Consider the following 15,441-nt stretch of genomic DNA (forward strand, 5'->3'; position numbering starts at 1 on the left):
CGAAGGCGTCTCAGGATTTCAGCAGGGAGATCCCGCTTTCCCGATCGAAGAGGTGGAGACCTTCGGGCTCGACCGCGAAGGTGACAGCGTCGCCCGGTTTCGGGCAGGCGCTGGCCTTGACCAGCGCGCCGATTTCCTTGCCAGCAAAAAGGAAGGTCACCAACGCGTCATTGCCGTGAAACTCGACGAGATCGGCAATGCCTGACATGCGATTGGCGCCGGCGTCGGCGATTTTCAGATCCGCCGGCCGTATGCCGAGCACCAGCGGTTGGCCATGGCGCAGGGCGAACTTTCCATCCGGGATCGAGAAGTTGTCGCCGGCACTGCGCAGCAGCCATCCGCCTTCGGTCTTCTCGGTGGCGACGTCGATGAAGTTCATGTTGGGCGTGCCGATGAAGCCGGCGACGAAGAGGGTGCGCGGGCGCTCGTAGATTTCGGCGGGTGTGCCGACCTGCTCGATCGCGCCGCCCTTCATCAGGACGATCCGGTCCGCAAGCGTCATCGCCTCCAGCTGGTCGTGGGTTACGTAGATCGTCGTGGTCTTCAGTTTCTGGTGCAGCCGAGCGATCTCGACGCGCATGTGGTTCCTGAGTTTCGCATCGAGATTGGAAAGCGGCTCGTCAAAGAGGAAGACGCGCGGCGTCTTGATCATGGCGCGGGCGATGGCGACGCGCTGCTGCTGCCCGCCCGACAATTCGGTCGGCTTGCGGGTGAGATAGGGCTCGAGCCCCAGCGTCGCAGCCACAGCACGGATGCGGGTGTCGATCTCCGCCTTCGGCACCTTCATACGCTTCAGTCCGAAGGCGATGTTGTCGTAGATCGTCATGTGCGGGTAGAGCGCGTAGTTCTGGAAAACCATGGCGACGCCGCGGTCGCGTGGCGGCAGGTCGTTGACCGTCCGCCCGCCGATCGACACGGTGCCGCCGGATATGTCTTCAAGACCGGCGATCATGCGCAGAAGTGTGGACTTGCCGCAGCCCGAAGGACCGAGAAACACGATGAACTCGTGATCGGCCACATCGAGGTTGAAATCCCTGATGACGTCGACGGCGCCATATTGCTTGTCGAGTTTGGAGCAGACGATGTTCGCCATGGCTCAATCCTTCCCACTGTCCATGAGGATCTGCAGTTTGATGTCGGTTGGCCGGGCTGAGGCGGCTCGCTCGAAGGCTTTGATGCTGTCTTCGAACCGGAACGTGTCTGTGATCAGCGGCTTCAAGTCGACCTTGCCCGATGCGATCAGCTGCAACGCGCGGTCGAAGATATTGGCGTAGCGGAACACCGTTTCGATGCGGACCTCCTTCGAGATCGCGCCGGGAACGTCGAACTGAACGGCTTCGACCGGCAGACCGACCAGCACGATGGCGCCGCCCGGTCGAACGAGATCGAAGATCCCCGAAAAGGCTTTGGCACTGCCGCTTGCTTCGAACACGATGTCAGCGCCCCAGCCGCCGGTCTCGGTGGCGATGACGTCGGCAAAGGCGCGATCAGCGATGTTGACCGGGATGATGCCCGGATATTGGGCGGCGATCGCCAGCTTCTCGCCGCTGAAATCGGAGATGAAGACGCGGCTGCAGCCACCGGCAAGGGCTGCAAGCGCCACCATGATGCCGATCGGACCGCAGCCGATGACAGCGGCGATATCGCCGGGCGCGATGCGGGCGCGGGCTGCCGCCTGCATGCCGATGGCGAAAGGTTCGACCATCGCACCTTCGGCAAAGGAGACGTTATCCGGCAGCTTGTAGGTGAAGGCTGCGGGATGGACGACGAAGGGGGCGAGCACGCCGTGCACCGGCGGCGTCGCCCAGAAACGCACCTTGGGGTCGACATTGTAGATGCCGAGCTTTGAGGCGCGAGAGCTGAGATCGGGAACACCCGGCTCCATGCAGACGCGGTCGCCGACTTCAAGCGTTTCGACATTGCTGCCGACCGCGACGACGGTGCCAGCCGCCTCGTGGCCGAGCACCATCGGCTCGCGCACCACATAGGGGCCGATGGCGCCGTGGGTGTAATAATGCACGTCGCTGCCGCAGACGCCGACCGTGTGGATGGCGATCTTGACGTCATCGGGGCCGAGCTCGAGCGGGAGATCGATCTCCCTAAGCGCGAGCTTGCCTTTGTGCTCGAGGACCAATGCTTGCATGAAGGACTTCCTTGTTTTCAGCGTGTCTTGGTTTTCGCAGTCTCGGGTTTCATTGGGTCTTGCGCTTGAAGGCGCTGTTGAGCATGCCGCTTAGGACCCCGATGAAGAGCAGCGGCGGGATGGAGAGAAGGACGACGGAGGCGTTGAGAATGCCCCAGGGCACGTCGCGGCCGAGCTGGGTCAGTTCCGAAGCGACAATCGGCAGCGTCTTGGCGTCCGACGTCGTCAGCATCAGTGCGATCAGGAACTCGTTCCAGACGAGCACGAAGGCAAAGGCGACGGCGCCAATTAGCGAGCGGAGTGCGATCGGCAGCGCAATCAGGAAGAAGATCGCATAGGGACCGTAGCCATCGACGCGGGCCGCTTCCTCGACTTCCTTCGGCACCCGGGCAAAGGCCGGGACGCTGAGCCAGATAATGGTCGCGAGCGTCAGCAGCGAATAGGTGACGATCATCGACAGACGCGTGTCGTAAAGCCCGAAGTCGAGCCAGATGACCATCAGCGGAATGGCGATCGCCACCGGCGGCAGGAAACGCAGGGACAGCACGAAGAACTGGATGTCGCGGGACCAGCGGTTTGGATAACGCGCGATCGCATAGGCAGCGGGCAGGCCGAGCGCGGCACCGATCAGAACCGCAGCGCCCGATATCAGCAGCGAGTTGACGAGGCCGGCAAAGACGCTTTCACGGCCGAGCACATAGGCGAAGTTGTCGAGTGTCGGCTCGAAGATGAAGAGCGGCGTCGGCGTGACGATGTCGACGCGGTTCTTGAAGGCGTTGAGCGCCGTCCAGAACATCGGAAAGACGGCGGAGAAGGCGGCAAGGCCGAGGATCAGCCGACCGATGAGGCGGCCAAGGGTATGTGCGGTCATCACTGAACCCTCTTCCAGATGAAGGTGAAGGCGATCGAGGTGGCGATCATCATCAGAACGGCCATGCTGGAGGCATAGGAGATGCGGCCGGACTCGATGAAGCCTTGCGAAAAGGCGTACATGTCGAGTGTCTCAGTCGCGATGCCGGGGCCGCCGCGGGTCATGACGTAGATCAGGTCGAAGGCGCGCAGCGACTCGATCATCTTGACGAAGGCGAGCGAGATCAGTGGCGCCTTCAGCATCGGCAGGGCGATGAAGGCGTAGATCTCCCAGGTGCGGGCGTGGTCGAGCCTTGCCGCCTCGAACGGCTGTGGCGGCAGCGTCTCCAGCAACTTCAGCACGATGACGGCGAAGAACAGGCCCCATTGCCAGACGTCGACGAGCGCGACGGTCGCAAGTGCGGTTGCCGGATTGGAGAGCAGGTCGAGCGGCTGGCCTGTGGTCGCCTTGTAGGGATAGGTTGCTATGCCATAGAGCGGATGAAAGGCGAACTTCCAGACGAAGGCGGCCGAAACGCGCGGCAGGATCACCGGCACCAGAAACAAGAGCGCCAGCAGATTGCGTGTGCGCGGCGACACGCATTCGAACAGGAGGATGCCGAGGCCGACGGCGATCAGAAGCGTCATGCCGACGGTCACCGCTTCCCATGTCAGGGAGACGCCGATGGCGTTGATGAAACGCCGATCAGAGAAGAGGTCGATATAGTTGGCGAAGCCGATGAGGCTGCCGTCGGGACGGCTGAGTTCGCGGTTCTGGAAGGAGATGTAGATCGCATAGGCCGTCGGCACGAGTGCCAGCACGGCGAGGATCCCCATGGCCGGGGTGAGGAACACAACCGGCAGGCTGTTTTTCTGCTTCATGTGAGACGTCCTACGGCTTGTCGCGCCGATGGTGCGGCGGTCCACCGGCGCGGCTTTCAGCCTGCCGATGGACCCTGGGAGGAACGGTGTTACTGGCTGCGGGCAACCAGGTCCTTTGCAAAGCCGTCGAGCTCGTCGAGGCCTTCCTTGACGTCGGTGCGCGTTCCGGTGATCAGCTCTTCCAGGATGATGCCCCAGCGATCGCCGAGATCAGGCCATTGCGGGCTCTGCCAGAAATTGACGGCAGTGACCTTGCCGGTGTCGGCGAGCGCCTGGCCGAGATCGGGACCATAGAGCTCCGCGAATTTCGGGCTGGTCATGATGCTGGTGCGGTTGAGCTCGCTGAACTGGTTCGCCTCAAGCCGCCGCGCCTCGTTTTCCTTGGAGGTCGCCCAGGCGATGAAGAGACCGGCGCAGGCCTTGGACGCTTCGTCCTTGTTGGCCTTAGTGCCGATCGCCAGACCGTGGCCGTAGCCGCCGCCCGTCAGCGGTGCCGGAGGCGGTAGGTAGCCGACCTTGCCCGCCACCTTCGAGGATTTCGGATCGATCGCCATGCCGACGAGCGGGGTGGATTCGATGAGCATCGCCACCTGGCCGGAGGTGAAGGCGCCGACTGCCTCGTCCCAGCCGCCGGTCTGGCTGCCCGGTGCCGAGTACTTGAACAGTTCGAGATAGGTCTCGGTCGCCTTGACTGCCTGTTCGTCGTCGAAGACCGGCGTCTTGCCGTCGAACCAGTTGCCGCCGAACCCCTTGAAGAATGGCATCCAGCGCCAGACATTGGCGCCCGAGCCGCGCTGGCCGCGCAGTGCCGTGCCATAGATGCCCTGGTCCGGTTGATTGAGCTTCTTCACCGCGGCGATGTATTCGTCGAGCGTCTTCGGCGGCGCGATGCCGGCCGCTTCGAGCAGGTCCTTGCGGTAGACCATGAGGTCGCCGCCGCCGGTGATCGGCGCAAACCAGACCTTGCCGTCATAGGTCGCGACCTTCTGCCGGCCGGGATCGAAATCGGCATAGTCGTAGTCCGCAGGATAGTAGTCCATCAGCGGTGCGACCCAGCCGGCGGACGCAAAGAGCGCAACATTGGCCTCGTCGATGTAGTAGACGTTGTACTTGCCGATGGTCGAGGCGTCGGCCTTTGTCTTGGCGCGCCGGTCGTTTTCGTTGAGATAGTCGATTTCGAAGGATGCGCCGCCGGAGAGCTTCTCGAATTCGGACTTGTAGTCCTCGAGCAGCGTCAGGCCGTCGCGCGGCTGGGCGAGCACCTTGATCGTGCCCGAGCATTCGGCGGCGACCGCGACATTCGTCAGGCCGGTGGAAAGAAGGCATGCGAAGGCGATGCTCGAAACGAGCGTCTTGGTTTTTTTCATGTGAAGGACCTCCCCAAGGTCTTTGCGATACGCGCCGGAAACTCCTCAGTTCCAACGCACTCTTCCGGGTAGCGAACCGTTTCGCTGCCCACGATGATAGGCGCAATGATCCACCGAGCTAGCGCGCTCGATGCGGCCAATCTGTACTTTCTTGCGAGATTCTACCCATGATAAGCTATTTGCAGCGCAGCAAACGCAAGGATTCATCGTTACGTTCGGGAGCCGGCCCTAAAGGCGTGCGGGACGGCGCTGTCCCGTCAGCCGCCGATAAGCTGACGGCGTCATCTTGTGCTGCCGCAGGAAGGTGCGGTTGAAGTTGGAGATGTTGAGGTAGCCGACTTCGAAGCAGATGTCGGTGATCGGCATGTCGGTTTCGGCCAAAAGCTTGCACGCTTGCCAGATGCGCAGCTTGTTGACGTGGTCGGTGAAGGTGTTGCCGGTGTTCTTCTTGAAGAAGCGGGAAAAGGCCGTTTCGCTCATGCCGGCGCGCCTGGCGAGATCGGCCAGGTGGATATCGGTCGCAATGTTCTCGTAGATGAAGGCCAGAGCGCCGCGGAGCACGTCGAGCGATTGCTGGTCGAGCTCCGGCGCGAATTCCGGCGAGGAGAGCAGTTCGTATTCCTCGGTGCTGACGAGAAGATTAAGCAGCTGGATGAACAGTGAGAAGCGAGAGAACCCCTGAAGGTTGCCCATGCGCTCGATCAGTTCGGCGCCTTGTGCCCGGGTCTCTCCATGAAACACCAGGCCGCGTTCGGCGCGAGCAAAGAAGGCCTCCAGCTCAGCGAATTCAGGCAAGGCGTCGGTGATCTCGCGCATGCGATCCGGATGGAACTGGATGACGATATCGCGACCTTGGATGATTTCGTCGGGCTCGGTGACCGTCACCCAGTCATGCGGAAGATTGCTGCCGATGACGGTGAGGTAGCCGGGGTCGAACTGGCCGATGTGATCGCCGACGAAGGCGAGGCCCGAGGCTTTCCGGATAAGATGGATCTCGATCTCCGGATGGAAATTCCAGACGTTGCGCTCCCAGGGGTAATCGTCGAGACGCCAGAGAAACGTCTCGTTGACGCCGGTCACGATGTGCTCGAAGGTCGGCGGGTTGGTCGCAAGCGAAGCGGGCTTGGCCGGCGCGCGCCGGGAGCTTCGCGCCGTACTCATTGCCCGGTCCTCGTTCGCCCGGTCCTTCTTGGAACAGTACCGATCGTTCGTCTCCCCTTGGAGAGGTCTTTCCTAGGCGCGCTCCGCCCAGATCTTCGCCAGTTCGACGAGTGTCTTGACGCTCCGCTCCATGTCCTGGCGGCTGACCCATTCGAGTGGCGAGTGGAAGGCGTGACCGCCGGCAAAAAGGTTGGCCGAAGGCAGGCCCATGAACGACAGCCGCGAGCCGTCCGTGCCGCCGCGGATGCTGCCGCGCACCGGCTGCATGCCGGCGCGCCGGATCGCCTCGACGGCGTTCTCGACGATTTCCGGATGGCGATCGAGCACGGCCTTCATGTTGCGATACTGTTCCTTGACCTCCAAGCTGTAGGTCGAACCGGGATAGGACGTCATGACGTCCTTGACGATCGCTTCGAGCATCGCCTCCTTCTTGGCCAGCCCAGCCTCGTCGAAATCGCGCACGATGAAGCCAAGCTGCGCCTTGTCCATCGAGCCGGTCACACCGGTCGGATGCACGAAGCCCTCACGGCCCTCGGTGCCTTCGGGAGACAAGTCTCGTGGCAGCCGGCTAATGATGTTGCCGGCGATCTTGATGGCGTTCTCCATCTTGTCCTTCGCGAAACCGGGATGGATGGCAACGCCGTGGATGATAATCTCGACGCCATCGGCGGAAAAGGTCTCATCCTCGATATGCCCGGCTGTCTCACCGTCGACGGTATAGGCAAATTCGGCACCGAGCTTTTTAAGGTCGACCTTGTCGACGCCGCGGCCGATCTCCTCGTCGGTGGTGAACAGCAGCTTGATCGTGCCGTGCTTGATATCGGGGTTGTCGACGAGCATCTGCGCCGCCGTGACGATCTCGGCAAGGCCGGCCTTGTCGTCGGCGCCGAGCAGCGTCGTGCCGTCTGTCGTGACGATGTCGTTGCCGATCTGGTCGTTCAGAACCGGATGATCGGCGACGCGGATGACCTGCTGCGGGTCGCCCTTTAGCCGGATGTCGCCGCCCTGGTAATTGCTGAGGATCTGCGGTTTGACGTTGGTGCCGGTGAAGTCAGGGGCCGTGTCCATATGCGAGCACCAGCAGATGACCGGCACAGGTTTGTCCACATTTGAAGGAATGGTGGCGTAGACATAACCGTTTTCGTCGAGATGCGCGTCGGAAAGACCGATCGCGAGCAATTCCGCGACGAGCACGCGGCCGAGGTTCTTCTGCTTCTCCGTGGAAGGCTGGGTCTTCGACTTCGGGTCGGATTGAGTGTCGATGACGACATAACGGAGGAAGCGGTCGAGAACGGTATCGGTCATGAGCGGGATCCAATGCTGGTGGGCGTGGATTCGCTATACTCCCAGACCGGGACGAGGGCCAGACCGGGAGTAGGGAAAGTGCGTGGCCGCCCATCCTTGAGGACGGCCACGTCTGCTCGCCGGATATCAGCCTCTTCAAGCACGCGCATTAGCAGCGCTACATCAGTACGTCTTGCCGGCCTGTCCCTCGGGTGCTGCCTCGTTCTTGGTTCCTTTAAACTCCGCGGCCAGCTTGGATGTCGCAGCGACCAGCAGGCTGACGTCGTTACCGACCGCGACGAAGGTTGCGCCAAGTTCAAGGTAGCGGCGTGCGAGCGCCTGGTCGGAGGTGAGAATCCCGGCCGCTTTTCCGCGCGACTGGATGCGCAGCAGCGCCGCTTCGACTGCCTCATGTACTTCCGGCGCGCCGGGCTTGCCGAGGAAACCCATGTCGGCAGCAAGGTCGGCCGGGCCGATGAAGATGCCGTCGACGGCATCGATCGTGGCGATCTCGTCAAGGGCGGCAAGGCCGGCGCGGCTTTCGATCTGCAGCAGCAGGCAGATCTCGTCATTGGCCGTCTGCAGGTAATCCGGGATGCGGTTGAAGGCGGACGCCCGCGCAAGGGCCGCGCCGACACCGCGCACACCGTGGGGCGGATAGCGCACGGCCCGCACCAGCGCGCGAGCCTGTTCGGCGCTTTCGACCATCGGTATCAGCAGCGTCTGTGCGCCGATATCGAGGATCTGCTTGATCATCCAGGTTTCGCCGATCGGCGGCCGGACGATGGCGTGGCTTGGCGAGGCTGCGAGCGCCTGAAGCTGTGCCGCCAGAAGCGGCACGTCGTTCGGGGCGTGCTCGGCATCGAGCAGCAGCCAGTCGAAGCCGGAGCCGCCACAGACCTCCGCGGTATAGGGATTGGCGAGCGCCAGCCAGAGCCCGATCTGCGTGCGTTTCTCGGCGAGAGCCTGTTTGAACGGATTGCGGGGAGCGGGCATGGTCGTTCCTATTCGAAGAAGCAGCTGACGGTGCCGGATGGTCCGAAATCGGCGACGATGGTATCGCCATGACGGGCCTCGACCGGGCGGATGAAGGAGCCGGCAAGCACGATCTGTCCGGCCTCGATGCGGTCCCCATAATGCGAGAGTCGGTTGGCGAGCCAGGCGATGCCGCGGGCCGGATGGTTGAGCACCCCGGCACCAAGCCCCGTCTCCTCCACCCCGGCGTTGCGTGAGACAATCGCGCCCATCCAGCGCATGTCGATCGCGTCAGGCCGCATCTGCCGGCCGCCGAGCACGATGCCGGCGTTGGCGGCGTTGTCGGAGATGGTATCGACGATGGTACGTGCCTTCTTGGTTTCCGGATCGACGCGCAGGATGCGGGTGTCGAGGATTTCGAGCGCCGGCGTCACATAGTCAGTGGCGTTGAGCACGTCGAAGACGGTGACATTTGGCCCGGCAAGCGGCGCCTTCATCACGAAGGCGATTTCGGCTTCAATGCGCGGCTGGATGAAGCGGGTGCCGGGAATGCGCGCACCATCCTCGAACAGCATGTCGTCGAACAGCACGCCGGAATCGGGAATGTCGATGTTGAGCGCATATTGCATCGCCTTCGAGGTGAGGCCGATCTTCCAGCCGATCACCCGCCGGCCCGCGGCAATCTTCTGCCTTATCCACGCAGCCTGCACCGCATAGGCGTCGTCCATCGTCATCTCGGGGTGCTTGAGCGAGAGCAGGCCGGTCTGGACGCGCTCTTTTTCGGCGCTGTCGAGGGCCGATGCGGCCGCCTCGATCTGGGTCTTGTTGAGCATAGGTCAGGCCTCGTCTGAGATCGGGTTGATGAGCGTGCCGATGCCTTCGGCCTCGACCTCGACAATATCGCCGGGCTTCAGCCAGACCGGCGGGTCGAAGCGGGCGCCCGCGCCGGTCGGCGTGCCGGTGACGATGACATCGCCGGGAACCAGCGTCGTGAAGGTCGAGACGTAGTTGATGATCTTGCGAAAGGAGAAGATCATCCGGCTGGTGCGGTCCTGCTGCCGCACCTCGCCGTTTACCCGCGTTTCGAGCCTGATGTCGGCAAGCTGTGCCTCATCGGTGAAAGGCACCAGCCAGGGGCCGATCGAGCCGGTTCGGTCGAAGTTCTTGCCCTGCGTGACGTTGAACTTGGCGTGGCGCACCCAGTCGCGGATCGTGCCCTCATTGCAGAGCGAAAGAGCCGCGATGTGGTCGAGTGCTGACGCCTCCGGAATACGACGGCCGCCCTTGCCGATGACGATGACGATCTCGCCTTCATAATCGAGCTGCGGGCTTTCCGGTGGGCGGATCAGCGGCTGCCCGTGCCCGGTAAACGAGCGCGGGAAGCGGATGAACAGCGACGGGTTGGAGGGGGCCGCCTGGCCGTCTTTGTACTCTTCGTTGCGGTCGGGGAAGTTGACGCCGACGCAGATGATTTTTTCCGGCGCCGGCACCGGGATCTCAAAGCGGATGTCATCGAGCGAAATGTCTGCCGGCAGCCCGCCTGCCTCGTCGGCAAGGCGAACGAGCGCGCTTGCTTCGATCACCTCGCGCAACGTCGGCCAGGTTGACGCATATCGCTTGGAAAGATCGATCAAACCACTTCCGGAAACGAGGCCGTAGCCCCGTCTTTCGCCGGCTGAAAAGGTGACAAGTCGGGGGTGGGTCATAGGGCGGCTTTCGTTCCGTTCCGATGTTTGTTCAGCGCACCGGCGACTTCGGTGATGACCTCGAAGGCGGTGTCGGCATCCTCTTCCGTCATGTCGAACTGACCAGCCTGGAACCGGATCGCAACGTGGCCGTCGACGCGGGTTTGCGTCAGGTAGATACGGCCGTCGTCGTTGATCGCGTTGACCAGAGCGATGTTGTGGGCGTCCGAATTCCCTTGACTGCGGTGGCGAAACGAGAACAGCGACAGCATGGGTTGAGTGACGATCTCGAAATCCTTGTGTTCGGCGAGCCGCTCCGCGATCTGCTCGGACCAGCGCACATGATTGCGGATCATCGTCTGCAAACCGGCGAGCCCGTGAAACCGCAAGAGGAACCAGAGTTTCAGCGCCCGGAAGCGCCGGCCAAGCGGGATCGTCCATTCGGAATAGTTGATGATGCCGTCGCGGCCATGGGTTTTCAGATATTCCGGCTGGATCGCCAGGGTTTTGACTAGATCGTCCGGGCTGCGGATGAAATGCGCCGAGCAGTCGAACTGGGCGCCTAGCCATTTGTGTGGGTTGAAGACGATCGAATCCGCCTTCTCGACGCCGGCCCAGAGTTCGCGAAACTCTTCACAGATCATCGCGGCCCCGGCCCAGGCGGCGTCGACATGGACGTAAAGGCCATGGGCATGCGCCACCCGCACCACCTCGGCGATGTCGTCGCAGGCGCCGGTGCTCGTCCCGCCGGTGCAGGCGATCACGCCCGCCGGCAGTAGCCCCGCCGCCTTGTCCCTGAGGATGGCTGCTTCCAGCGCGCTCACATCCATCGCGCGTCGCGACCCCTTGGCCGGGATGCGTACGAGATTTTCCTCGCCAATGCCCGAGACCCAGATCGCCCGGTCGATCGAGGTGTGAACCTGATCGGAGGAATAGATGCGAAGTTGCTTCTGGCCGGCGAGGCCCTTCTTGTTGCCCTGCCAGCCGAGCGCCTTTTCGCGCATGACAAGGACGGCCGAGAGCGTCGCCGAGGAGGCCGAATCCTGGATCACTCCGGAGAACCCCTCCGGCAGGCCGATCGCCTGTCGCAGCCAGTCGAGCACTTTCGTTTCGAGCTCGGTCGCCGCCGGCGAGGTTTGCCAGAGCATGCACTGCGCCGCCATGGCGGTGACCAGATATTCGGCGACGACCGAGACCGGTGCGGCATTCGCCGGGAAATAGGCGAAGAAGCGCGGATGCTGCCAATGGGTCATGCCGGGCAGGATGATCTTCTCGAAGTCCTCGAAGATCGCTTGCATGTCCTCGCCCGTCTGCGGCGGCCGCGACGGTATCTGGGCGGCAATTGCACCCGGCGCCGTCTGCGCGCGCACCGGCCGGTCGCGCAGTGATGCTCGATAGTCGGCACCCCATTGCGCCGCCTTCAGCGACCATTCTCCAAAAGTCTTCTGATCCATCTACTTCCTCCCGTCCTGCTCTCTTGGCCCTACCCGATCCCTGTTGCCAACTGTCAGGGTGCGATGATCGGTTGGGCTTTCAGGATCGAGTCCCGTATCTCGGCACCGGCAAAGGTGCTGCCTTCCTCGAACCAGGATTTCGGTGCCGGCGCGCCCCAGAGCGTCTGGCGCTGCGGGTCCTTCAGGTCCCATTTGATCGGCTCGAGATCGGGATCGACCGTCTGGTAATCCGAGCAGTAGATCTCGATGCGGTGGCCATCCGGATCGCGCACATAGAGGAAGAAGGCATTGGAGATGCCGTGTCGGCCCGGGCCGCGCTCGATATTGGCGAGCCAGCCGGAGGTCGACATCAGGTCGAGCAGGTCGATGATGTTGAGCGGCGTTGGCACCCAGAAGGCGGTATGATGCAAGCGCGGTCCGCGGCCATTGGTAAAGGCGATGTCGTGCACGCCGCCCTTGCGATGGGTCCAGGCGGCCCAGAGCCGTCCAGTCTCCTCGTCGGCCGTGTATTCCGTTACCCGGAAACCGATCTCGTTGTAGAAGGCGATTGCCTCGTCGACATCAGGCGAGAAGCAGTTGAAGTGGTCGATGCGCAGCGGCTTCACGCCGCGATAAAGCGCATACTTCTGGTGGATCGGCGGCAGGCGGTCCATCTTCGAATAGAATTCGAGCGGGATGCCCTGGGGGTCGCGGGTGCGGAAGGTCCGCGACTGGTAGGGGCGTTCGATCCACTCGACAGGCAGGCCCTTGGCCCCAAAGAAATGCGCGGCCTTTTCGAGGTCCTCCTCGCCATAGACCTTGAACCCCAGGTCGCGGGCCTCGGCAGTCGCCGCCTTCTTCAGGATGATGCAATGGTGGCCGCGCTCCTCCATGGCGCGCAGATAGATCGTGTCCGCCGTCTCGTCGGTGACCTGCAGGCCAAGCACGTCCACATAGAAGGCGCGCGATTTCGCGAGGTCGGTGACGGCGAGTTCCACATGGCTCAGCCGCACGATGTTGAAGGGCGGATAGAGGTTCGGTTTCGGCAAGGGCATTGATGTCTCCTCCAGATTTTTCTGCCAGCGCGCTCAGCCGCCGAGCTTGGCGATCGCATGCGCCGAGCTGGCAAAGGCGATATTCTTGGTTTCCATGTAAAAATCGAACGACCAGTCGCCGCCGTCGCGGCCGATGCCCGAGCTCTTGACGCCGCCGAAGGGCGTCGGCAGGTGGCGCACGTTCTCCGAATTTACCCAGATCATCCCGGCTTCGAGGTGATCGGTAAAGCGGAAGGCGCGGGTGACGTCGGAGGTCCAGAGATAGCCGGTCAGGCCATATTGTACGTCGTTGGCCAGCGCCAGCGCGTCCGCCTCGTCCTTGAACGGGATCGCCGTCAGCACCGGCCCGAAGATCTCTTCCTGCGCAATGCGCATGGTATTGTTGGCGCCGGTGAAAAGCGTCGGGGTGACATAGCAGCCACCGCCCGGACCGGCGAACTTCTCGCCGCCAGCGGCAACAGTAGCACCTTCCTCGCGGCCGATGCGAATGTAATCGAGCACCTTCTGCTCGTGCACCGGATGGATGAGCGGGCCGACGACGGTTTCCGGGTCGAGTGGGTGGCCGACCTTGATGCGCTTCGCCTTTTCGGCAACGAGTGCGGTGAACCGATCATAGATGCTCCCCTCGACCAGCAGGCGCGAGGACGAGGTGCAGCGCTCGCCGTTCAGCGAGTAGATCATGAACACCACCGCATCGGCAGCGCGCTCGAGGTCGGCATCGGCAAAGACGATGACCGGGTTCTTGCCACCGAGTTCGAAATGAACGCGCTTCAGCGTGTCGGCTCCCTGCTTCATGATCATCGAGCCGGTGCGGCTCTCGCCGACGAAGCCGATCGCCTTGATATCGGGGTGCTCGGTGAGCGCGCGGCCGGCATCTTCGCCGAAGCCGTTGACGAGGTTCCAGACGCCCTTCGGCAGTCCCGCATCCTCGGCGATCTCGACCAGCAGCCGCGCCGTCAGCGGCGAGAATTCCGCCGGCTTGTGCACGACCGTGCAGCCGGCGGCAAGCGCAGGCGCAATCTTCCAGGTCGACAGCATGAACGGCGTGTTCCAGGGGGTGATGATACCGACCGGGCCGATCGGCACGCGTGTCGTCATGTTGATCTGGTTGCCGTCGCGCAGCACCTTGCCGTCGCGCGCCTCCGGCGCCCGGTCGGCGAAGAAGCGGAAATTCTCGGCACCCCGCAGCGCCGCCTTGGCCATGAACTTCAGCGATTGTCCGGTGTCCATGCACTCGACAAAGGCGATCTCTTCGGCGCGGGCAACGATCGCGTCGGCAATCTTGTGAAGCAGTTTCTTGCGCGTTTCGCCGGGCATAGCGGCCCATTCGGCGAAAGCAGCCTTCGCGGCCTTTGCCGCCCGGTCGATATCGGCAGCCTTGCCGCGGGCGATCCTTGCAAGTGGCTTCAGGTCAACAGGCGAGATCGTCTCGAAGGTTTCGCCGTCAAGCGCGGGCACCGCTTCGCCGTTGATGTGATTGAGCACGCCTCCGCTCTTGAAGCGGGCGAGATAGCCTTCCGCCTTGGCGAGGTTTTCTTCGAGCTTGGACATGGTGTTCTCCGATGCTGGCGCAGACTTTCGCCGCGCGCTGCTGTGCTTTGGGGAGGGGCTGCGCCTAGCCTTTGGTGGCGCGCAGCCGGGGGTGAATGGCGTTCTTTTTCCAGCTCAGATCCGGGTCGATCTCCCGGATCTCCAGGCTGAGAGCGAAATGCGGCGTCTCGAAAAGCATCGCGAGTTCATCGCTGACGGCCTTGAAAATGGCTTCCCCAGTCGCCTTCTTCTCGGCTTCGCTGCGGCCGCGACCGATGCGGAAGGACAGGTCGATGAAGCCATTGTCCGGCAAAAGGTCGGCGATCGCGTAATCGGCGCTGCGGATCGTGCGCACCCTGATGGCGCCGAGCTCGAAAAGGCCGGTGCCGAGGATCGTCTTGTGGACGGCCCGGCAAAGCCGGGCGAAGTCGACGCGGTCGTCGAGATTGCCCGAGTATTCGATTGTCAGGTGCGGCATCTTTCCTCCCGATGCGCTCTCATATATTTAACACGTTAACGAAATTGATGGCGGTGTCAAGAAGCTCGAAGTCTCTGCTCGCGCCTGCCAATTGCAGAACGAAAGAAAATGTCCGATAGAACGCTCATGAGCCGCGAGAAAACCACTGCTGACCTTGGCCACGACGCCCTTTTGCCGCACAACACCCGCCGTTCGCTCCCGATTGCCCTGTTGCGGGCACGCGAAGCGGTCATGGCGCATTTCCGGCCGATGCTGGCGCGCCACGACATCACCGAGCAGCAATGGCGGGTGATCCGTATCCTGGCGGAAGCCGGCCGGGTCGATGCGTCGGAAATGGCCGACAAGGCCTTCATCCTGGCGCCGAGCCTCACCCGCATCATCCGCTCGCTCGAGGAGCGGGGCCTGATCACCAAGCACAAGGATGCCGACGACGGCCGGCGCGTCCTCCTGGAGATTGCACCCGAGGGCATGCGGGTGATCGCCGACGTCAGCCCCGAGAGCCGGGCGATCTACGAGGACCTCGAAACCCGCTACGGTCGTGAACGCGTCGAAGTCCTGCTCGACATGCTGGACGAACTGGCCAGCCTCAACGACTGAGC

At 62.8% G+C, this 15,441-nt stretch carries 15 protein-coding genes; 1 reads left to right on the plus strand and 14 read right to left on the minus strand.

Annotated features, from left to right (window positions below):
• Positions 1–10 precede the first annotated feature (10 nt).
• The 14 genes from AC3WWH_RS08805 to AC3WWH_RS08870 all read right to left on the minus strand — a co-directional run bounded on the left by AC3WWH_RS08805 (position 11) and on the right by AC3WWH_RS08870 (position 14,842).
• Positions 11–1,093 carry an ABC transporter ATP-binding protein gene (locus tag AC3WWH_RS08805; protein ID WP_058322700.1) on the minus strand — a complete coding sequence of 361 codons (1,083 nt, stop codon included), beginning with the start codon at positions 1,091–1,093 and terminating at the stop codon, positions 11–13.
• A gap of 3 nt (positions 1,094–1,096) precedes the next feature.
• The gene (locus AC3WWH_RS08810; RefSeq protein ID WP_058322701.1) at positions 1,097–2,143 is read right to left on the minus strand and encodes an NAD(P)-dependent alcohol dehydrogenase; all 1,047 of its coding nucleotides are present in this window, start codon (positions 2,141–2,143) and stop codon (positions 1,097–1,099) included.
• A 49-nt stretch (positions 2,144–2,192) separates the two neighbouring features.
• Positions 2,193–3,014 carry a carbohydrate ABC transporter permease gene (locus AC3WWH_RS08815; protein ID WP_058322702.1) on the minus strand — a complete coding sequence of 274 codons (822 nt, stop codon included), beginning with the start codon at positions 3,012–3,014 and terminating at the stop codon, positions 2,193–2,195.
• Complete coding sequence (locus AC3WWH_RS08820; protein ID WP_058322703.1) at positions 3,014–3,874, minus strand: carbohydrate ABC transporter permease; 861 nt, start codon at positions 3,872–3,874, stop codon at positions 3,014–3,016. Before AC3WWH_RS08820 ends, AC3WWH_RS08815 begins: the two co-directional genes overlap by 1 nt.
• Before the next feature lie 89 nt (positions 3,875–3,963).
• Complete coding sequence (locus AC3WWH_RS08825) at positions 3,964–5,241, minus strand: ABC transporter substrate-binding protein (RefSeq protein ID WP_082640849.1); 1,278 nt, start codon at positions 5,239–5,241, stop codon at positions 3,964–3,966.
• A 228-nt stretch (positions 5,242–5,469) separates the two neighbouring features.
• The gene (locus AC3WWH_RS08830) at positions 5,470–6,402 is read right to left on the minus strand and encodes a helix-turn-helix domain-containing protein (RefSeq protein ID WP_058322704.1); all 933 of its coding nucleotides are present in this window, start codon (positions 6,400–6,402) and stop codon (positions 5,470–5,472) included.
• Between the two features lie 72 nt (positions 6,403–6,474).
• Positions 6,475–7,707 carry a peptidase T gene (pepT, locus tag AC3WWH_RS08835; RefSeq protein ID WP_058322705.1) on the minus strand — a complete coding sequence of 411 codons (1,233 nt, stop codon included), beginning with the start codon at positions 7,705–7,707 and terminating at the stop codon, positions 6,475–6,477.
• Between the two features lie 162 nt (positions 7,708–7,869).
• Complete coding sequence (gene hpaI / locus AC3WWH_RS08840; protein WP_492376911.1) at positions 7,870–8,682, minus strand: 4-hydroxy-2-oxoheptanedioate aldolase; 813 nt, start codon at positions 8,680–8,682, stop codon at positions 7,870–7,872.
• Between the two features lie 8 nt (positions 8,683–8,690).
• Complete coding sequence (gene hpaH, locus AC3WWH_RS08845) at positions 8,691–9,494, minus strand: 2-oxo-hept-4-ene-1,7-dioate hydratase (RefSeq protein WP_058322707.1); 804 nt, start codon at positions 9,492–9,494, stop codon at positions 8,691–8,693.
• A 3-nt stretch (positions 9,495–9,497) separates the two neighbouring features.
• Positions 9,498–10,367, minus strand: a complete 870-nt coding sequence (locus AC3WWH_RS08850) for a fumarylacetoacetate hydrolase family protein (protein ID WP_058322708.1) — start codon at positions 10,365–10,367, stop codon at positions 9,498–9,500.
• Complete coding sequence (locus AC3WWH_RS08855; protein WP_058322709.1) at positions 10,364–11,800, minus strand: pyridoxal phosphate-dependent decarboxylase family protein; 1,437 nt, start codon at positions 11,798–11,800, stop codon at positions 10,364–10,366. The genes AC3WWH_RS08850 and AC3WWH_RS08855 overlap by 4 nt, the downstream gene beginning before the upstream one ends.
• 53 nt (positions 11,801–11,853) lie before the next feature.
• Positions 11,854–12,834, minus strand: a complete 981-nt coding sequence (gene hpaD, locus AC3WWH_RS08860) for a 3,4-dihydroxyphenylacetate 2,3-dioxygenase (protein WP_058322710.1) — start codon at positions 12,832–12,834, stop codon at positions 11,854–11,856.
• 33 nt (positions 12,835–12,867) lie between these two features.
• Positions 12,868–14,385, minus strand: coding sequence for a 5-carboxymethyl-2-hydroxymuconate semialdehyde dehydrogenase (gene hpaE, locus AC3WWH_RS08865; RefSeq protein ID WP_113398785.1), 1,518 nt, complete (start codon positions 14,383–14,385; stop codon positions 12,868–12,870).
• 64 nt (positions 14,386–14,449) lie between these two features.
• On the minus strand, positions 14,450–14,842 hold the full coding sequence (locus tag AC3WWH_RS08870; RefSeq protein ID WP_113398786.1) for a 5-carboxymethyl-2-hydroxymuconate Delta-isomerase: 393 nt from the start codon (positions 14,840–14,842) through the stop codon (positions 14,450–14,452).
• Between the two features lie 108 nt (positions 14,843–14,950).
• Between AC3WWH_RS08870 and hpaR the strand changes: the two genes are divergently transcribed.
• Positions 14,951–15,439, plus strand: a complete 489-nt coding sequence (gene hpaR / locus AC3WWH_RS08875; protein ID WP_058322713.1) for a homoprotocatechuate degradation operon regulator HpaR — start codon at positions 14,951–14,953, stop codon at positions 15,437–15,439.
• Positions 15,440–15,441: the final 2 nt, after the last annotated feature.

The sequence above is a fragment of the Ensifer sp. EB106-03-01-XG145 genome (assembly GCF_058792075.1).